12 protein-coding genes are annotated in these 15,476 nt (G+C 54.5%); 8 read left to right on the top strand and 4 right to left on the bottom strand.

Annotation, left to right across the window (positions count from 1 at the left end; all coding sequences use genetic code 11):
- Positions 1-110: 110 nt before the first annotated feature.
- Both IGW03_RS22065 and IGW03_RS22060 read right to left on the bottom strand, forming a co-directional pair.
- Complete coding sequence (locus tag IGW03_RS22065) at positions 111-1,076, bottom strand: chemotaxis protein (RefSeq protein ID WP_194724693.1); 966 nt, start codon at positions 1,074-1,076, stop codon at positions 111-113.
- A gap of 105 nt (positions 1,077-1,181) precedes the next feature.
- Positions 1,182-2,723 (bottom strand): methyl-accepting chemotaxis protein, encoded by a 1,542-nt coding sequence (locus tag IGW03_RS22060; RefSeq protein WP_194724692.1) that lies wholly within the window; start codon positions 2,721-2,723, stop codon positions 1,182-1,184.
- Between the two features lie 406 nt (positions 2,724-3,129).
- Here IGW03_RS22060 and IGW03_RS22055 point away from each other — a divergent pair, with 406 nt between their 5' ends.
- The 4 genes from IGW03_RS22055 (at position 3,130) to IGW03_RS22040 (ending at position 6,952) form a co-directional block, all read left to right on the top strand.
- Positions 3,130-4,884 carry a GGDEF domain-containing protein gene (locus tag IGW03_RS22055; protein WP_194724691.1) on the top strand — a complete coding sequence of 585 codons (1,755 nt, stop codon included), beginning with the start codon at positions 3,130-3,132 and terminating at the stop codon, positions 4,882-4,884.
- 208 nt (positions 4,885-5,092) lie between these two features.
- A complete protein-coding gene (locus tag IGW03_RS22050; RefSeq protein WP_194724690.1) occupies positions 5,093-5,455 on the top strand; it encodes a hypothetical protein in 363 nt (120 codons plus the stop codon).
- Positions 5,456-5,752: 297 nt separating this feature from the next.
- Positions 5,753-6,673: a polyphosphate kinase 2 gene (ppk2, locus tag IGW03_RS22045; RefSeq protein WP_194724689.1), complete on the top strand. Its 921-nt coding sequence runs from the start codon at positions 5,753-5,755 to the stop codon at positions 6,671-6,673.
- 72 nt (positions 6,674-6,745) lie between these two features.
- The gene (locus IGW03_RS22040; protein ID WP_228535922.1) at positions 6,746-6,952 is read left to right on the top strand and encodes a DUF3562 domain-containing protein; all 207 of its coding nucleotides are present in this window, start codon (positions 6,746-6,748) and stop codon (positions 6,950-6,952) included.
- Here IGW03_RS22040 and IGW03_RS22035 read toward each other — a convergent pair.
- Entirely contained in the window at positions 6,949-8,487 is a 1,539-nt protein-coding gene (locus IGW03_RS22035; RefSeq protein ID WP_194724687.1) for a CYTH and CHAD domain-containing protein, read from the bottom strand. The two genes, IGW03_RS22040 and IGW03_RS22035, sit on opposite strands and share 4 nt — an antisense overlap.
- A 368-nt stretch (positions 8,488-8,855) precedes the next feature.
- On the opposite strand from IGW03_RS22035, the gene IGW03_RS22030 reads away from it, so the two are divergent.
- From IGW03_RS22030 to IGW03_RS22015, 4 genes are all read left to right on the top strand, one after another.
- Positions 8,856-9,095 (top strand): hypothetical protein, encoded by a 240-nt coding sequence (locus IGW03_RS22030; RefSeq protein WP_194724686.1) that lies wholly within the window; start codon positions 8,856-8,858, stop codon positions 9,093-9,095.
- A 293-nt stretch (positions 9,096-9,388) separates the two neighbouring features.
- Positions 9,389-9,853, top strand: a complete 465-nt coding sequence (locus tag IGW03_RS22025; protein WP_194724685.1) for a hypothetical protein — start codon at positions 9,389-9,391, stop codon at positions 9,851-9,853.
- A gap of 253 nt (positions 9,854-10,106) precedes the next feature.
- Positions 10,107-11,606, top strand: coding sequence for a PhoX family protein (locus IGW03_RS22020; protein WP_194724684.1), 1,500 nt, complete (start codon positions 10,107-10,109; stop codon positions 11,604-11,606).
- A gap of 330 nt (positions 11,607-11,936) precedes the next feature.
- Complete coding sequence (locus tag IGW03_RS22015) at positions 11,937-13,829, top strand: bifunctional metallophosphatase/5'-nucleotidase (protein WP_194724683.1); 1,893 nt, start codon at positions 11,937-11,939, stop codon at positions 13,827-13,829.
- Between the two features lie 209 nt (positions 13,830-14,038).
- Here the strand turns inward: IGW03_RS22015 and IGW03_RS22010 are convergent, their stop codons facing one another.
- Positions 14,039-15,157 carry a glycerophosphodiester phosphodiesterase gene (locus tag IGW03_RS22010; protein ID WP_194724682.1) on the bottom strand — a complete coding sequence of 373 codons (1,119 nt, stop codon included), beginning with the start codon at positions 15,155-15,157 and terminating at the stop codon, positions 14,039-14,041.
- Positions 15,158-15,476 lie beyond the last annotated feature (319 nt).

Raw genomic sequence — 15,476 nt, 5'->3', positions numbered from 1 at the left:
CTTTCGTCGAATTAAAGTCGAGGTACAATCAACGGCTTGCTTCCCGCTTGAGTCGAACGCGATGCAATGCCGCATGCAGGCTTCGCACTTGATGGTTTCTTAAACGGTATTCACGAAAGAGGACGAACTACCGTTCGTATTGTCGCACCGAGTTCGTTTGCGGCGAACTTGGCCACATAAGCATCGGCCCCTGTCCTCTTCACCAGCTCCTCATTCGCAGCGCCCGACAACGATGAGTGAATAACGACCGGGATAGCGTTGAAGCGTTGGCTTTTCTTGATCAGCCGGGTCAACGTAAAACCGTCCATTTCGGGCATTTCAAGGTCGCTAAGGACCAATGCGACCTTATCACGCACGGTCTGCCCTTCTGCCTCGGCAGCATCGGCAAGCGCATTCAGTCTTTCCCATGCTTCCTTGCCGGTCTTGGTCATGACGACAGGTATGCCCAAAGTCTCAAGTGCCTGTTCAATGAGGCGCCGCGCAAGGAGCGAATCGTCGGCCGCAAGAATTACCGCATCAGGATGCAAGTTCAATCCGATGCCCAGGTGGCCAGTGTCAACATCGCTGAGTCCGTCGTCAGGCGCCATGGGACAGACGATGGCCTCAACATCCAATACCTGGGCAAGACGGGTATGCGGTACATTCCCATCAAGGCGTGCAAAGCTCGTGATCGAGGTGCCCGCAACGCAACCTTCTGCTGAAAGCACGTCACTCCATTCCAGCCGAACGATATCTTCCACCTCCTCTACCGCAAACGCCTGCGTGGATCGGGCAAACTCGGTAACGATGAGGGTATTCAATCCAGTTTCAGGAATGCAGCCGACAAGGCTCGGCAAATCTATGACTGGAATCATCTCACCTCGAAGGTTTACGACGCCCAGCATGTGCGGTAAAGAATCTGCAATGGCAGTGACCGGTGACATCCGTACGATTTCGCGTATCTTGAACACATTCATGCCATACAGTTCCGAATGCCCGGCATCAGCTGCTTGCCCAAGACGAAATACCAGCATTTCGAACTTGTTCGATTCCGTGAGATGACTTCGCTCGTCAACGTCGTTTTGCAGATCGTCCATTGTCTACCTTACAGTGAATGCACGGAGGCCCCGGGATTGAAAGTCTCTCCAATGGTCCTGTATAACTTCGAGAAATTGCGGCCGTTGCGCATATTGCGGATCGAACTATGTCCGAAAACGGGATACCGACGTCGCGACGCGTTGCGACTGCGCAGTCAATTCACCTAACGCGCGCACTGCATCTTTGACGAGTGCGGTATTTTGTTCGGTGGTGCTGTCTAGCCCGACGATGGACTGCCTGATTTCACCCAGTCCTTCAGCTTGTCGCTGGCTTGCCACATTGATTCTTGCCACAATCTCGGTCACTTGATTGATGCTATCCACTACCTTGGCCATGGTGATGCCAGCCTGGTCCACCATGCCGGTCCCTGTGACCACTTCATTGACTGACACTGTGATCAATTCACGGATTTCCTTCGCTGCCACCGAGGACCGCTGCGACAAACTCCTCACTTCAGCAGCCACAACGGCAAAGCCCCTGCCATGATCGCCGGCACGGGCAGCTTCGACCGCGGCGTTCAGCGCCAGAATATTCGTCTGGAACGCAATGCCATCGATGACACTGATGATGTCTGCAATACGCTTGGAACTCGTTTGAATCGAATCCATGGTTGAAACGACGCTGGCAACTGCCTCGCTGCCTTCGCCGGCAACCGATTTTGCTGCATCGGCCAGGCATTTCGCTTGTTGCGTCGCCTCGGCATTGCTATCCACGGTGTCTGTCAACGCGTCCATCGCGACAGAAATACCCCGCAAAGAATCGGCCTGCAAAGCGGTACGGACTGCCAAGTCTTCATTGTCATGGGCGATTTCGCTCAGCGACCGGTCAATTTCCGTTACGCCGCCTTTGATCTCGGACGCCATCTCCGACAAACTCTGATTCATCTGAAACAATGCATGCAACAGGATACCGATCTCGTCGCCACGGTCCGTATCAACTACGGAGGTCAAATCACCGGCCGCCACGCGTCGAGCGAGATTGGCCGCATCCGTCACGGGTCGCACGATGTTCCGGGTCAAGTACACGGCAAGGCCAATGCCTACAAGGACCGCGATGCCACCGGCGACAAACAGAAGGAAGACACTGTTCTTGAACACGGCTTCAGATTCCACCGCGATGTTGTCTGCCTGCTGCTTATGGTGATCAAGGAGCCGCTGCAGGGCACTCTCATAAGCGGCCTGTGCAGCACCGAGTTCAGTACCAACCAGTTGCTCAACTTCCTGTGTTCGGCCGATTTCCTTCAACTGAAAGATCTTGTCGCGCACGGCAGCATAGGTTTGTGCCGCACTGACGATCGCATCGATAAGCGTGCGCTCCTCGGCAGTTGTGGCTCCTTTGCGCGCGGCCGCGGCATGATCGGCGATCACGCGCTCGCCCGCCTTCAATTGCTGATCGAAGTAATCGCCCAATTCCAGGCTGTCACTCTTGGCAATCGCAATGACGCGCGTCGCATTCAGGCTGACTGCTGCATCCCATTCCGCAACCACCCGCTGATTGGCCAGTTTGTCGTTGACTAGAATTTTTGCCATCGAATTGACTGAAAACAGTCGCCATACCGACAGGCCGGTGGTAAAGGTAAGGAATGTCAGGATGATGGCGAAGGCGAACAACAGCCGGGTGCCAACATGGGTACGCCAAGAAAACATGATGGAATAGCCAGAAAAGCAAAGAAGGTCGCAGTCTAGCCAGTAATTGCTACAGGGAAATGACAAACGTTCAATGCTAATCACGAAGGCAACCGGTTTTTTCTTGTTCTCCAGTCTGCCAAAGAGGGAATGTGGTCGGTATGCCGCCCCGCTCTATGCGGTTAAGGCGGCACCCTGCCTGCCATCAGCCTTATCGGTAAGCTGTACAGCAGATAGCGCAATATTAGCCAAGAAATACTACAGGGAAATGACAGACGAAGGTCGTGGCCAATAAGCAATAATCTGGATTATCATCCCACTTATGTCATTGCTGTCCTGCAATAACATGTAACGCAGTCAAATCTTGCTTCCGCTATTGCTACCCTCAGTTTAGATGTGTGCGGTAACGCAGACCGCCTCCAGTTTCATGACGATCTCCTTTAACGAAATTCTTACCAAGAAGTTGCTGCATGCAGTGTTTCAGCCGATCGTTTCACTGGGAACCGGTGAAACGCTAGGGTTTGAAGGCCTAATCCGTGGGCCCGAAGGTAGTGCATATCACTCGCCTGCCATGTTGTTTCAAAGCGCGCAACAACTAGGCCGATTGCAGGAACTGGAAGCGGCCTGTCGGGAGACAGTACTCGAACACTTTGCGCAACTGGATCTACCAGGGCGGCTGTTCCTCAATATGGGACCGAACTCGTTTCATTGCATACAGCGCAGGCCGTGTTTCGACATGCTCGACAGGCTGGGATTGCGACCTGAGCGTATCGTGCTGGAGATTACGGAAACCGAAGCCATTCACGACTACGCGAGAATGCGCTCAACCCTTGATAGGTGCCGGGAACAGGGTTTTATGGTGGCCATTGACGATCTTGGCGCCGGTTATTCAGGATTGCGTCTCTGGTCCGAGATTCACCCTGACTTCGTCAAGGTCGACAAGCATTTCACGTCGCGGATCGCGGCCAATCGGATGAAGCTCAATATCCTGGACTCCATTCAGTCGATAGCCCAGAAGTCGCGGACAAAGACCATCGCAGAAGGCATTGAAAACGAAGACGATATGCTATTGCTCGCCCGGGCGGGGTTCGAATACGGCCAAGGTTTTTTCCTTGGACGTCCTTCTCCGCAGCCGCATATCGACATTGACCTATCCATTAAAACCAAACTGTTACGGCATACCACACTGGCCCGTACCCGGGTGCCGTCAACCGGTAAAACGGTCACCGTCGGCAGCATCTTGCGAAATGCCCCTACCTTTTCAACGACAGCGACGGTGGATTCGGTGCTGACTTCTCTAATCAATAATCCGCAGCAGGAACTGGCTGCCGTAGTCGATCATGACCGTCCAGTCGGCATCATTGACCGCATGACTTTGCTGGACCACTTCGCCCGGCCCTATCAACGCGAATTACTCGGGAAAAAGCCTTGCACAGTACTGATGCGGGCACAGCCGCTTGTCTTCGATATCGCCACACCCATGCAAGAAGTCAGCCTGGCGTTGACCAATGCGGATACACGTCATTTTTCGAATGGTTTTGCAGTCACGCGCCAAGGGCGGTATGCGGGTTTATGTACCGGGCATGATGTAATGCGTGAGATCACGCAGATGCAGCTGAGTGCAGCCCGGTATGCTAACCCGTTGACTCAGCTTCCAGGCAATGTCCCGCTCAATGAAGAGATCGACCGTCTGCTATCGACAGGGGTTTCGTTCGTTGTCGGTTATGCGGACCTCGATCATTTCAAGCCCTACAACGATATTTATGGATATCGCCAGGGCGACGATGTCATCATGATGACCAGCCGGACCCTGGCGATGTATTGCGATCCCGAACAGGATTTCCTTGGCCATATAGGTGGAGACGATTTTTTGATCCTGTTCCAGAGCAGCGATTGGGAAAAGCGTTGCAGGAGCATACTGGAAACGTTCAGCAATGCCATCGAAGATCACTTGAAGCCGGAAGACTGTGCAGCCAATGGCTACATGGCGCTCAACCGCGTTGGAGATCAGCTGTTTCATCCGATTCCCTCGCTGTCACTGGGTTTGGTGAAGGTGGAGCCCAATACCTTTGCATCTCATGCACAACTCGCGGCAGCGGCGACGGAAGCGAAGAAGCAGGCGAAAATGCTAAAGGGGAACAGCTTGTTTATTGAAAGGCGCACGTTCCCTTCAATGCACTGACCTGCTTCCTTTAGCCCCGCCGCAGGCAACCGTACATAGTCGCAGGTAGCCATCAGCAAGGTTTTTGTTGTATCCGCGCCCATCGTTGACTTGGCAGCCGGTATTCGGAATCCGTCAACAACTGGTCTATTGCCTCATATTAGAATCCGACGTGATGTAGTCGCGCGGAGCATTGCTGTACGTGCCCAGTTCGTTGTCGTTGAGGCAGATGGAATATATTGCATACATAATTAGCGTCGTTGCCATTCTCGCCTTGGCTTGCGATTGGCGGCAGACATTATGGAGCACACTATGGGCTCCCGATCTTTTCGAGGTCAATCCATTGTTGGGTCCTCAACCGAGCGCACGTCGCGTGAATGTGTACTTTGCGTTGTCGAGCATCCTTGTGGCGGGCAGTCTTGCTTTCCTGGTTTTGTATGGGAAATTCGGCGCTGCCCTTAGCGTCAGCGGATTTGTTGCTGCACTGGAACTCTCCTGCGTCGTCAATAATTGGTCACTGGGGATTTCCCTTATAAAGCCGAGCCGCGCGACGGTGCTAACAAGAAGTCGCGCCGACAAAGTCAGCAGGTAGTTGCGATACGAAATACCGTTCTCAGGCACCTCAATAGCGGTTTCTGTTTTGGTGTTTCATTCGAAGGTACGTACCACACTTCAACAATGAGCCATAGCGATACAGAGACTGCGTTACGCCCTTCCGTGTATTTCCCTACTTCATCAACGTCTGCCCTGCCAGCACCTCAGCCATTCCCATAACTTTTTGCCCCGTTCTTACAGGCCACCGGAACAAGCGTTTCCATGGAACGTCATAGTCTTGTCACAATCAGGCAACCTTACGAAAAGGTCGTCCGGTTGCCATTGGAGGTGTCCTGTGCAATTTATTGACCCGGACGAGATCGAGCGTCTGCGCGAAGAGCTTGAGGATAGTTACGACGAAGAAATTGAATTCGACCTGAGTCGGTCTATTGAGAACGCGCCGCGCACACAAGTTCTCGATGAAGCGGATGTTATTGACTTGCGCGAAGAACGCCGAGCTTACTTCCGCGAACTGTTTCGACTGCAGGCTGAGTTGGTCAAGCTACAAGACTGGAATGTTGCATCAGGCCATCGGCTAGTCATCGTCTTCGAAGGCCGCGACGCTGCCGGCAAAGGCGGTATCATCAAACGCATCACCCAGCGCCTGAATCCACGGGTATGCCGTGTCGCGGCGCTGCCCGCGCCGAATGACCGGGAGCGTACCCAATGGTATTTCCAGCGTTACGTTGCCCACTTGCCTGCCGCAGGAGAGATCGTGCTGTTTGACCGCAGCTGGTACAACCGTGCCGGCGTCGAACGCGTCATGGGCTTCTGCGACGACGCGCAATACGAGGAATTTTTTCGGTCCGCGCCGGAATTCGAGCGCATGTTGGTACGTTCAGGCATTCAACTGATCAAATATTGGTTTTCGATCTCGGATGAAGAGCAAGAATCGCGCTTCCTTGGCCGCATTCACGATCCATTGAAGCAATGGAAACTGAGCCCCATGGACCTTGAATCGCGCAGGCGCTGGGAAGACTACACCGTGGCCAAGGAAATCATGTTCGAACGTACCCATATTCCAGAAGCGCCGTGGTGGGTCGTCCCAGCCGACCACAAGAAAAAGGCAAGGCTCAACTGCATCCATCATCTGCTCAGTCAAGTTCCCTATCAGGAAATCGAACACCTGGCCTTCAACTTACCGGAAAGAGAGCGCCATGAGGATTATGCGCGCCGCCCTATTCCCCATGAGATCTGCGTACCGCAAGTCTATTGATCGTCTGATGTTTTAGCCGCCGAACATAGCCTGGCCTGTGTCTACTATGTTCCCAACCACATGAAAGGCATCATGATGCATGCTTCAACAGACATAACCGAACACGCCAAGCATAAGCGCTATGTCGAGCTGCTTGCCGAGGAAACCCATCGACCGATCGAACAGGTCGAGTTGGTGTATGGCAATATACTTTCGCACCTGAAGGAAACCGCCGAGATTTCCGATTATGTGCCTGTGTTCGCTTGGCGGAGAGCTCGAGCTCTGCTCGTCCACCATTAGTGCTTGTAAGGCGGGTCCACGTCGGCAAATCGGCTCCACAGCTGCATCAGGTGTGCATGGTCGTTATACACGCATGCATACAGGTAACCCCGTGCAAACGCGGCGCTGGAGGCAACATGAGGATCACCTGCCTGCAGTTGCCCAAGCAGTCCGATGGCGACTGCCGCATCGTTGAGCCAACCGAGTTCTTCCTGCAAGTCGGACAGGCTTGACACATAGTCCTTCACTTTGCCTTTAGGATAGAGAGAGCCGAAGAATTCGGTTGCATAGCGTGCCTTCTTGCCTGCGATGCGAACGCGATGACGCGACTCGGGTTCGTTGTCCCTCAAACGCTTGCCGCGTTTGAGCAAGCGCGCCTCGCCATGCTTGAGAACCTGCTTTGCATACTTCTTCAACGGCAGATCGACGTCCGATGCCGAAGCATCCGGCAAAGAACTACGCCAGCCCTTGGCCGTCATCCACTCGGCAAACTGCAATTGCAGGCGTGTATGACGGGGCGAATTGACGGCTTGCGCCGCTGTATCACGATTCCTTTTCGCCTGTGCCAGGGCGGCTTCTTTCAGCTTCGCAACGTCCACATCGGATGGAAGCTTGTCTTCGATATGCGACAGGGTCGAGTCGGCCAACACTTCCCAGTCTCTGGCCGCGCCTAGCTGAGTGCCCAACCACCGCCATTCCTCTTGTAGGACTGAAGGACATTCAATCGCTTCTCGAAAGAGATCAAGGGCGGAGCGCAGCCGGCGCAGCCCTACCCGCATCTGATGCACGCTCTCGGGATCTGTGCCATATGTGACGCCCTCGGTATTGCCTTGCACCTGCTGCATGCAGTTGGCCACCACTGCTTCGAAGGCGTCTTCAACGGTCATCGACGGGTGTAGCTGAAGCTTTTCCGCCTTGACGATCCGCTTGTCTTCCGGACGCAGGCTGGCATAGCCACGCTGCGCCTTGCTTTGTATTCCGATGCGCATTGGAACGGCCTCGAACAGTTCCAGAGCAAACGCATACAGATGAGCTGCCGTTCCTGATTTCAGTTCGAGCTCGATTTCAGAGATGGCTTCACTGCCCCGCTCATGCTCGATCGCACCCCGATCAATGGCCATCTCGACTTCCTCTCCGGTGCGCAGCCGAAGCTGTCGCACTGTACGCTGCGACTTGGTAGTAAAAACGGGTTGCAAACGGTCGGCAAGCTGGGGGGCGGCAATCAGTTCAGCATAAGGCGACTGCTTGCCGACAAGTTCACGCAAAGCCATGAGGTCGGGCCGGTCGCCGTCAATCTCGGTTTCCCATTCTTCACGCTGATGTAAGCCACCAGTGACTCGATTGGCTGCTTTGAGCGTCTGCACCCGCCGGTTATCGACATGCCGTACGCGAAGTCCCATTCCCGCCCTGTGCAACTGAAGGTCTGGCGTATCAAAATACACGTTCAACTGGTGCTCAATCGACGGCTTGCCAACCGAGACGGCTTCAACCAAAGGCAAGTCCTCAAGTTTGACTAGGTCGGATTCGTCGGCAAGCAGTTTCAGTTCAATTTCCATGATGAGGCCTTCCCGCTATTTTCGGTTCACTGGTGCATCCCGTAGGCCGGCGCACGGTTCGCATGGACATTTCGTCAACGAATGCAAACAAAAGTTCTGGTCTTCAAAGCGCAACATTTCGGCCCGATCGGCACTAACCTATCAGCGGAAAGTGCGAGTTCGATGCCACCGGATGGAGTTCAGTTCGTAACTAAATTTGCAGATCACACGCCCATACTTTGTGCATGCGCTGTGCCGTGTCAATGATTGGCCACTCTCTGCTCGTGCAGAGTCTCAATGTCAAGAGATTGAAAGGATACGGCCTCATGATGTGATGTTCCATCGGCTTTTGCATGTTGCACAAGCTGGGGATAAGCGCGAGGTACACGATGGAGAAGCGAACATGGAACAAGGGAGATCGGGTGACGTGGCACGCCGAGGTGTCGCAAGCCTTCGCAAGGACGCTGCCTGGAATTGTTCAAAGCGCCAATTCAAATGAAGTGACGATCGAGTTTTTATATCGTCTTGGTGATCAATGGGTGAAGGAACTGCGGCATGTGTCACCGACCAGCCTTGTTCCCAGAACAAAGTATGTCGCCGGACTGGACAAGCCTGGCCCGCTGCGGTAACCGTTGATTACAACTTGAGCCAGTAGAGTAAGGCAGCAAGCAAAGCGACTGCGATACAGAGCCCGACACCAGATAAAAAGAAAAATAAAAGATCTACCAGCATGGAATAGTCCGATAAACAGGCAGAGCCGGCTCAAACGCTGCTTGCGCAGGTCTGCTGTGTCATGTGCCTGACACATTTATAGCGTAAATCCTTGTTCAATGCGTGAGAGATCAGGAAAGCTGAATAGCCTGTTGATTCGGAATCCAGTAATGGATTGCATCGTGACAACTTTGGAAAGTTTGCAGATAAAATGGATTCGTCGTTTGCCAGTTCACTGGCGCTGGCTGGGCTTCCAATTTTTGAGGCAGTCTGGCTGCAGGACGCATTGACGCTGGCGTACCGCATGACCCTCGCAACCGTCCTAGGGGCCTTTCTTGGCTACGGGCATGCGCGAGCTTATCTTGCGGCATATGCGTTGACTACGTTATGTGCCGCCATCTATATATCGATCTTTCGACATCTTGGCGTACCAGATCGTTTACTTGTTCATGCATTGATAGATACAGCACTGTGGATCGGATTGACCGGTGCCGCCGCATCTGTATGGCTATGGAGGGAACGCCGGCAACGCGAGTGCTACACGATTCTTGGCATTGGTGTAACAGTCCTGTGCGGGGTTTTCGTCGGTTTCGGCGCACTTGCGGCAGCGGTACTAACGACCTTTAGTTCATTGCTAGTCCTGACTGGCACTCGGTATATGAGACGCCAACAGTAGTTGCTCATTGTCGTAGTGTCTGATGCAGCGAATTTTGTGAACCCTATCTATCCGCTACTTCAACAGGACCCGGCCAGGACGATACCAGACATTCCAAGATGCCTGGCACACAGTTTCGTTGCTCAAAGCGCTAGATCAAACTTCACGTTCGCTGTCATGAGCTCGTAACTTTCCAGTGGGATTCTCTGCCCGCGCATCGATTGGCCTTGATGCCGCGCTCCATTCCTACTATTGCATCATCTAAGGGGTAACAATGACCGACAACGATGTTTCAGCACGCCGACGCAATCTCCTCAAGGGCATGGCAGGCGCACCTGCATTGCCGTTTCTTTCCGCCTTCGCCGCCATGCAATCACGTAATACCTGGGCTGCAGGTGCCACTGAACTGATTGATAGCCCCTATGGTGAGCTCGTCCCGGTGAACGATGTTACAACCGGATTGCCGTTGCTGCAGTTACCGCCGGGCTTCAACTATCGCAGCTTCGGCTGGAGAGGCGATTTAATGACCAACGGGCAGCCCTGTCCCGGCGGCCACGACGGCATGGGCGTCGTGGCGTCGAGCAGTCAGGGAAACCGTGTTGACGTCATTCTGGTACGTAACCATGAGATCGGCTTCACTGCACCGTCAAACTTCATTGGCGCGCCAGCCGTCTATGACGGCGGTACCAACGGGACTTCCTCTAACATGGCCGGTGGCGGAACCACGAACATCGTCTTCAGGGACGGCAAGTTTGTCAGCATGTCGCCGAGCTTGGGTGGCACGCAAACAAACTGTGCGGGCGGCGTCACGCCATGGGGCACCTGGCTGACATGCGAAGAAGTCAGTTCCGATGCCGTCAGCTCTGCCGGTAACAAGCATGGTTATGTGTTTGAAGTGACAGCAGATCCCGCCAAGACGTCGTCACGTCCAATTGTTGGCATGGGACGGTTTGCACACGAAGCCGCAGCAGTGGATCCGGTCACCGGTATCGTCTACATGACTGAGGACAGCAGCGGGAAGTCAGGCTTCTATCGGTATATCCCTAGCGTCACACCGGGCGCGCCTGGCACCTTGGCTTTGGGCGGCACGCTGCAGATGGCTAAAGTAAAGGGTGTCAATAACGCCAATCTCGCCACGGTGTCGGTGGATGACAGCTACCCGCTGGAATGGATCACCATTGACAATCCTGACCAGAATCGCGGCAATGCAACCGGCCTGAACGGACAAACGATCACCAATGCTGCCGGGCCCTTCGTTCAGGGCTGGACGCAGGGCGGACTGCGGATGAATCGTGGTGAAGGCATGTGGTTCTACGAGGGTAAAATCTATGTGATGGATACCAGCGGCGGCACAGCGTCACGCGGCACGGTATGGGAACTGAATCTTGCTCAGCAAACATTGAAGTGCATCTATTCAAGCCCCAGCAGCCTGGTGGGTAACATGGGGGACAACCTGACGGTCAGTCCTCGTGGTGGTCTGTTGCTCTGTGAAGATGGCGGTGCCGTAACGGGAGATCGGTACGGAATCGGTCAGCGTCTAATGGGCATCAACGAGAAAGGACAGACGTATATTTTTGCAAAGAACAACGTCAATCTGACTCCCGATCAGGTTCTCTCCGCAGGCAAGATAGCCTCAGCCGCCGGCGACAATCGTACTCGCGAATTTTGCGGCGCCTGCTTCGATCCGACGGGTCGCTTCTTGTTCGTCAATATCCAGACACCTGGAATCACCTTTGCCATCTTTGGCCCATGGGCCAAAGGCCCGCTCCGCTAGAGTTATTCGATCCTGACTCATCGACAAGTGTCATGCGGATAGAGCACCTCTGTAGCGAATCCGCATGACACCAAAATGGCTATCGAACGCCATGCAACAAAAATTCAAATTCAAACCGAAACCTGGTGAAATCAACCGATAAGACGGGCGATTGGCTTCTCAGAGCCCAGCGTGCAGCATCTTCGTGCGATTTTGCCAGATTGTTAATGATGAGCCTAGAGGGCTACGACACAAGGTCCGGACCTTCTGTCACGTTACCGTCATCTCCGGCTCATAGACTTGTCAATAGATAGCCGGGAGGGGTCCCGGATCGTGACAAGGACATTGTTGATGGAAAGCTTTCATATTGCTGCAGCCTGCGGTGTGGTCGCCATTGCCGTTGCATGGTCCAGTGGTTGCCACGCGGCCGTTGACGAACCCGTGACTCCTGAATCCAAGGTGCCGGTTTCCATCAAGATTATCGGTTTCAATGACTATCACGGCCACCTCGAGTCACCTGGCACCTATGGTGCTACCTCTGCAGTACCGGCAGCGGAGCGTCCGGCAGTCGGTGGTGCAGATTTTCTTGCCGCGCATGTCGCAATGCTCAAGCGCCGGAATCCACTCAATGTCGTTGTCGGGGCCGGCGACTTCGTTGGGGCCAGTCCCCTTATTTCCGCAGCCTTCCATGACGAGCCCGCCGTCGAAACCCTCAACCGCATTGGCCTTGAATTCAATGCGGTCGGCAACCATGAATTTGACAAAGGTGTTGGCGAGTTGCTGCGACTGCAGAATGGTGGATGCAAGATGACCGAAAATCAGACGGATGCCAATAGCTGCAGGGGTGCATCCGTAGGTACACCAGTCCCCTTCGAAGGTGCTAAATTTAAATGGCTGTCGGCCAATGTGCTGTCAAGCTCCACTGGCAAGCCGCTCCTGCCTGCCTATGGCGTCAAGACCTTTAACGATGTCAAGGTAGCCTTTATCGGCATGACGCTCAAGGCCACGCCTACCCTTGTTACGCCCACTGGCGTTGCCGGCCTGGAGTTCCGCGATGAGGCACAAACAGTCAATGCGTTGATTCCCGAGCTACGCGCTCAAGGTATTGAATCGATCGTCGTTCTGATTCACGAAGGCGGTGTGCAGGCAGGCAGCCTTTCCGACATCAACGGTTGCGAAGGGAACTTGGCGGGTTCAGCGATTTCCGGAATCGTCCGGCAGCTCGACGATGCAGTTGACCTCGTGATCAGTGGCCACACGCACTCGGCCTACAACTGCAGGCTCGCGAACGCGGCGGGCCGCAACATTCCGGTTACCAGTGCGGGCTCGCTCGGACGTCTCCTGACCGACATTGACGTGACAATCGACCCCATCACAAAAGATATTACTGCGGTCAAGGCGACTAATCGTCTGGTATCGCGCAACGACGCCACAGTCACGGCAGATGCCGCGGTGGCGAAGATTGTGGACGGCTATAAATCGCTCGTAGCCCCGATAGCCAATGCGGTCATCGGTTCGATCTCTGCCGCTCTACCCAATACTCGCGTTGACGGAGCCTGCAATATGCCGGCGGGTAACCTCATCGCGGACTCGCAGCTCCATGCGACGCGCACACCCGGCTCCGGCAATGCCGTCATCGCTTTCATGAACGGCGGCGGCGTACGTAATCCCGGGTTTGGCTTCGAACAGAGTGCTGCCAATGAGGGTAACGGAAATATCACCTACGGTGAAGCGTTCGACGTACAACCGTTCGGCAACAGCCTGGTCACCATGACGCTCACGGCAAAGGACATTAAAGATGTGCTGGAAGAGCAATTTGCCGGTTGCCGCGGACAAGGTGCAACCACCACCCGCTTCATGATTCCTTCATATGGTTTCAAGTACACCTGGGATGGATCGAAGAGATGCGATGCACGCATCAGCAATGTCATATTGACTGTCGGCGGATCGACCGAAATCATCGTCGATGCAGACGGCGTTGTGCTCGACCCGGCTAAGGCCTATCGCGTGACGGTCAACAACTTCATGGCCGATGGTGGCGATGGCTACTCGACCTTTCTGAAAGGCTCGAATCGACTGGTTAGTGCACAGGACATCGACGCACTGGTTGCTTTCCTGTCGAAGTACAAGGCACCGAGGCGGCCCTATGACGCAGTGGGCATCAAAGAGGATCAAGGGACGCCCCGCATCCAGCGCGTTGGCGCCAGCGCAACCTGTCCGACCGGCGCGAATGGGAATCCGTGAGCGGTTCAGGGATTCGTCTATTTCGGTTCCCGACCACTGTTCGCAAAGTGAGACCGACATCGTCCAAGACGGCTCCCCTGCCAGTCATTGATGCAAAGTATGGTTTTCATTTCTGACTTGCTCGTTAAACTGACGTAATGATGGCTGCGCGGCCGATAGGAAGAGCACCGTCAGGGCAGCCGGCCGCGCAGTCGAGTCAATGTTTCACGTCACTTTTCTACCTTTTTCGGAAAGGCGTCGAGTGCTGCCCTGCCAATGGCAGGGTCATCGGTGAAGAAACCGTCGATGCCTGTTTTCAGGAACGTTTCCAGCTCCGCTGCAAGGTTACCCCGTTGCGACGGCGATGCTGGGTCGCCCAGACGAAGATTCGTAGGCAGGAAGGGATTTTCAGGACGGAAGGTATAGGGATGAACCAGCAGCTTCGCCGCATGCGCGTTCTTCACTAAAGCCGTTGGCGTACCCAGGTTATTGTTGGCGTCACGCGGGATGACCATGTTCTTCTCGGGGCCGATACCAATCGCATAGGTCGCTACCTCGAACAGCCCGGACGCACTGGCGATGTCGGCATAAGTACGGTTGTCTCCTGCGAGTCGGAAGTCTTCGGGCTTGCCAGCGGCCGACAGGAGTTGCACAATGGGCAAATCTGTCATCTGGCGAATTTCCTTCAGATTAGCCACCTCGAACGATTGAATGAATACCGGCGCATTCTTACCGTGGTAACCGCTGGCATGCAGAGTGTCCACAAGACGCCGTTCCATCGGCAAGCCGATCGACTGGAAATAACTGGGGTGCTTGGTCTCGGCATAAAGGCCGATGGTACGCTTTTTTTCCTTCGACTTGCGCTGCGCCAGACCGATGACTTCCTGTAAGGTCGGAATCTCATACAGTCCGTCATAGGCAGTGTTTGCCGGACGATTTGCGGGAATGCGTTCCTTCGCACGGAGGGTTTTCAGTTCCGCCAGCGTAAAATCTTCAGTGAACCACCCAGTGATTGCGACGTTGTCGATCGTCTTGGTGGTTTTGCGATAGGCGAACTCGGGCTTGCTGGAGACGTCGGTCGTACCGGAAATCTCGTTTTCATGCCGGGCTACCAGTACACCGTCTTTTGTACTGACCAAGTCAGGTTCAATCACGTCGGCGCCATCCTCGATCGCCTTCTCGTAGGCGGCAAGCGTATGTTCGGGTCGCAGCGCGCTTGCTCCTCGATGCCCAACGACCAGCTTGTCGGGAAGCTGCGCCTGCTTTACGCCAATCTCGGCGCTCTGTACAGAAAATGGAGTCAGGGCGACAGCACCCATTACTAATGCCGCATTCCATGCATGTTTCATGTCATTTCCCTTGTGTTGAAGATAACGCGCAGATTATTTGCAAGGTAGATGACCGGAGTATTTCAAGCGCACCGACTCTTGAGCTGCCGCATGAAAGCACAAGACAGCACCCGGACATGAAGAACTTTGGCACGTTGAATTGTTACGCCGGCATCTTTATCTGGGCTACTGCGGCGGGTCACTTCCAGCTCGCTCCGGCAAGAGTTGCGAAGGTAAGGATGGCAGCTAACGATCCAGACCTTGGATGACGCCGGCAGCTCCTGTTTGTGATGGACTAGGGTGGCCGGCACCTTAGTCAAATTTTTGCACTGGAAAGTGC

Source organism: Noviherbaspirillum malthae (genome assembly GCF_015352985.1).
Lineage (GTDB): Bacteria > Pseudomonadota > Gammaproteobacteria > Burkholderiales > Burkholderiaceae_D > Noviherbaspirillum > Noviherbaspirillum malthae.
This window is presented reverse-complemented; position numbering and strand designations above follow the sequence as displayed.

Coding starts and splice junctions, on each gene's coding strand:
- IGW03_RS22065 (WP_194724693.1), bottom strand. CDS start 1,076: ATGGACGATCTGCAAAACGACGTTGACGAGCGAAGTCATCTCACGGAA.
- IGW03_RS22060 (WP_194724692.1), bottom strand. CDS start 2,723: ATGTTTTCTTGGCGTACCCATGTTGGCACCCGGCTGTTGTTCGCCTTC.
- IGW03_RS22055 (WP_194724691.1), top strand. CDS start 3,130: ATGACGATCTCCTTTAACGAAATTCTTACCAAGAAGTTGCTGCATGCA.
- IGW03_RS22050 (WP_194724690.1), top strand. CDS start 5,093: ATGGAATATATTGCATACATAATTAGCGTCGTTGCCATTCTCGCCTTG.
- IGW03_RS22040 (WP_228535922.1), top strand. CDS start 6,746: ATGATGCATGCTTCAACAGACATAACCGAACACGCCAAGCATAAGCGC.
- IGW03_RS22035 (WP_194724687.1), bottom strand. CDS start 8,487: ATGGAAATTGAACTGAAACTGCTTGCCGACGAATCCGACCTAGTCAAA.
- IGW03_RS22030 (WP_194724686.1), top strand. CDS start 8,856: ATGGAGAAGCGAACATGGAACAAGGGAGATCGGGTGACGTGGCACGCC.
- IGW03_RS22025 (WP_194724685.1), top strand. CDS start 9,389: ATGGATTCGTCGTTTGCCAGTTCACTGGCGCTGGCTGGGCTTCCAATT.
- IGW03_RS22020 (WP_194724684.1), top strand. CDS start 10,107: ATGACCGACAACGATGTTTCAGCACGCCGACGCAATCTCCTCAAGGGC.
- IGW03_RS22015 (WP_194724683.1), top strand. CDS start 11,937: ATGGAAAGCTTTCATATTGCTGCAGCCTGCGGTGTGGTCGCCATTGCC.
- IGW03_RS22010 (WP_194724682.1), bottom strand. CDS start 15,157: ATGAAACATGCATGGAATGCGGCATTAGTAATGGGTGCTGTCGCCCTG.